This window comes from Micromonospora sp. M51 (assembly GCF_018070305.1).
Classification (GTDB): domain Bacteria; phylum Actinomycetota; class Actinomycetes; order Mycobacteriales; family Micromonosporaceae; genus Micromonospora; species Micromonospora parva.
Genome location: NZ_JAGPXZ010000777.1, coordinates 1 through 2,775, shown reverse-complemented (window position 1 = coordinate 2,775; position 2,775 = coordinate 1). Strand labels below are relative to the sequence as shown.

General features: G+C 72.0%; 4 protein-coding genes. 2 read left to right on the top strand and 2 right to left on the bottom strand.

Translation table 11 applies throughout. The features are described from left to right. Both KBX53_RS28620 and KBX53_RS28615 read right to left on the bottom strand, forming a co-directional pair. Positions 1–741 (bottom strand): DUF1206 domain-containing protein (locus KBX53_RS28620; protein WP_210862682.1); only part of this gene is annotated, 741 nt, incomplete at its 3' end. 59 nt (positions 742–800) lie between these two features. Continuing rightward, complete coding sequence (locus KBX53_RS28615; RefSeq protein ID WP_210862680.1) at positions 801–1,166, bottom strand: hypothetical protein; 366 nt, start codon at positions 1,164–1,166, stop codon at positions 801–803. Between the two features lie 96 nt (positions 1,167–1,262). Here KBX53_RS28615 and KBX53_RS28610 point away from each other — a divergent pair, with 96 nt between their 5' ends. Both KBX53_RS28610 and KBX53_RS28605 read left to right on the top strand, forming a co-directional pair. Further along, the gene (locus KBX53_RS28610) at positions 1,263–2,489 is read left to right on the top strand and encodes a cysteine desulfurase-like protein (RefSeq protein WP_210862678.1); all 1,227 of its coding nucleotides are present in this window, start codon (positions 1,263–1,265) and stop codon (positions 2,487–2,489) included. Next, on the top strand, positions 2,486–2,773 hold the full coding sequence (locus KBX53_RS28605; protein ID WP_030334940.1) for a GNAT family N-acetyltransferase: 288 nt from the start codon (positions 2,486–2,488) through the stop codon (positions 2,771–2,773). The genes KBX53_RS28610 and KBX53_RS28605 overlap by 4 nt, the downstream gene beginning before the upstream one ends. The last annotated feature ends 2 nt before the right edge of the window (positions 2,774–2,775 follow it).

The window sequence follows — 2,775 nt, the reverse complement described above, 5'->3', positions numbered from 1 at the left end:
CGTGCCGTACGACTGCTCACGCAGGGTGTGCAGCGCGGCGTCCAGACCACGGGCCTTCTCCGGGTCGTAGTTCACCGCGGCCACGATGACCAGCAGACCGGCGATGCCGTACGCGACACCCTTGGCCACATACCCGGCCATGCCCAGCCGGCGGGCCAGCTGGCGGGTCTTCGGGTTCATCTCACCGGTCTTCAGGTGCTTCTCAAACTTCTTGAGCGCGCCGTAGATCACCAGGCCGACACCGATCGCGGCGAGCACCAGCCCGGCCAGGCCGACGAGCCAGCGGCCACCGCTGGAGGTCATCAGTTTGCCGGTCAGCGCCTCCTGCTGGTCGGCGCTGTTCGACCCGGCGTCGGAGAAGACCTTGAAGGCGGTCCAGGCGAAGTAGAGGTAGACGATGGTCCGGCCGGCCGACGCGAGCCGTTCCATGACCCGTTCCTTGCCGCGCTCGGCGCGGTGCCCGACCGCCGCCTCCAGCCCCTGCCAGATCGCCATCGCGAGCAGGCCGATCGCGACGGCGATGACGAGGAACTTGCCGAGGGGCTGTTGGGAGAGGGTGCGCAGCGCGCCGGACTGGTCGCCGTCGTCGGACGACGTGCCGAACGCGATCTGCAACGCCAGCCAGGCGAAGAGCAGGTGCACGATGCCGTAGCCGATGAAGCCGGCCCGGGCGAGGAGTTCCAGCCACCGGCTGTCCGCCGTACGGGAGGCGGTGGCTTCGGCGTTACGGGTAAGTGACATGGCGCCACAATCTCCGTTTACGAAGATTTCCAAACGTCGGCCACCGCCGCCCGCCCGGGTCAGCTCCCCGGGTTACGCGATACGCGGATCTTGATCTGCTGGTCGGTGACGCTGTCCAGGGTCACCGCGAAGCCGCCGGCCTCGGTGGCCTGCTGCCCGGTGGTGAGGGTGAGCTGCTCGCCGGCGACCTCGACTGTCACCTGGTCGCCCTCGGCGCCGACCAGCTTGGCCTCGACACCGAGGATGGTGGCGCTCGCGTCGACACCCCGCTCGAAGGTGACGGTGCAGGCGTCCAGCCCGCAGTCGGTGGAGGCGCCCTGGGAGCTGCACCCGGCGAGCACGGCGAGGCCGAGCGCCACACCGGCGAAGAGACCGGCGGCGCGGCGGACGGAGGGCATGGGCATGGTGGCGGGTTGGTTCGTCACCTCGCCAAGAGTACGAGACGCCCGCGATGTCACAGTCGATCGGTGATCACCCGGTGGCCGGACGGTGTCGCGGGAGCACCGGCTAGGGTCCGGGACATGCCGTTCGACATCGCCCGTACCCGGGCCGCGTACCCCGCCCTGACCGAGGGCTTCGTCCACTTCGACGGTGCCGGCGGCACCCAGACCGCGGCCGGTGTGATCGACGCGGTCACCGCTGCCATGCGGATGGCGGTCGGCAACCGCAGCGCCGCCAACGTGGCCGGCCGCCGGTCGTTGGAGCTGGTGGCCGAGGCCCGTTCGGCGGTGGCCGACCTGCTCGGCGCCGACCCTGCCGGGGTGGTGCTCGGCCCGAGTGCCACAGCGTTGACGTACACCATGGCCCGCACGCTCGGCGCGACCTGGCGCCGGGGTGACGAGGTGGTGGTCTCCCGGCTCGACCACGACGCGAACGTGCGGCCGTGGGTGCAGGCGGCCGAGGCGGCCGGCGCGACGGTGCGCTGGGCGGAGATCGACCGGCAGACCGGCGAGCTGCCCGCCGCCCAGTACGCCGACCTGGTCGGCGAGCGGACCCGGCTGGTGGCGGTGACCGCCGCCAGCAACGCCATCGGCACCATGCCGGACGTGCCGGCGATCGCCAAGACCGCGCACGCGGTCGGCGCGTTGGTCTACGTCGACGGGGTGCACTCGGTGCCGCACGTCCCGACCGACCTGACCTCGCTCGGTGCCGATGTGCTGGTCACCAGTGCGTACAAGTGGTCCGGGCCGCACCTGGCGGCGATGGTGGCGGACCCCGCTCTCTGGGCGACGCTGCGCCCGGCGAAGCTGCTGCCGTCCTCCGACGCGGTGCCGGAGCGCTTCGAGTACGGCACGCCGAGCTTCCCGCTGCTGGCCGGGGTGGCCGCCGCGGTGGATCACCTGGCCGGGCTGGATCCGGACGCGGCCGGGGACCGGCGGGCCCGGCTGCGGGCCGGGCTGGCCGCCGCCCAGGCCCACGAGGAGGCGCTGCTGGACCGGCTGCTCGCCGGGCTGGCGCAGCGCCCGGCAATCACCGTCTACGGCTCGCCGGCCCGGCGCTGCCCGACTGTCTCGTTCCGGGTCGCCGGGATGTCACCAGCGGCCGTCCAGGAGGCGTTGGGCGCCGCCGGGCTCTGTCTCTCCGTCGGCGACTACTACGCCTACGAGTACTTCCAGCTGATGGGTCTGCGCGACAGCGGCGGCGCGGTGCGGGCCAGCATCTACCACTACAACACCGCCGACGAGGTGGACCGGTTGCTGGGCGAACTCGACGTGCTGGCCGACGCGGCGGGGAGAATGGCCGGATGAGCACCCTGGTCGAGGACAACCCGGCGAAGCACCGTTTCGAGATCCTGGTCGACGACGCGCTGGCCGGCTACACCGCGTACCTGATGCGCGGTGAGGTCCTGGTCTTCACCCACACCGAGGTGGACCGGGGCTTTCAGGGCAAGGGGGTCGGCGGCGCGCTGATCCGCGGCACGCTGGACCAGCTCCGGGCGCGCGGTGCCACGGTGGTGCCGCAGTGCCCCTTCATGGCCGCGTTCATCGACAAGCACCCCGAGTACGCCGATCTGGTCGCCGACCTCCCGTAGGC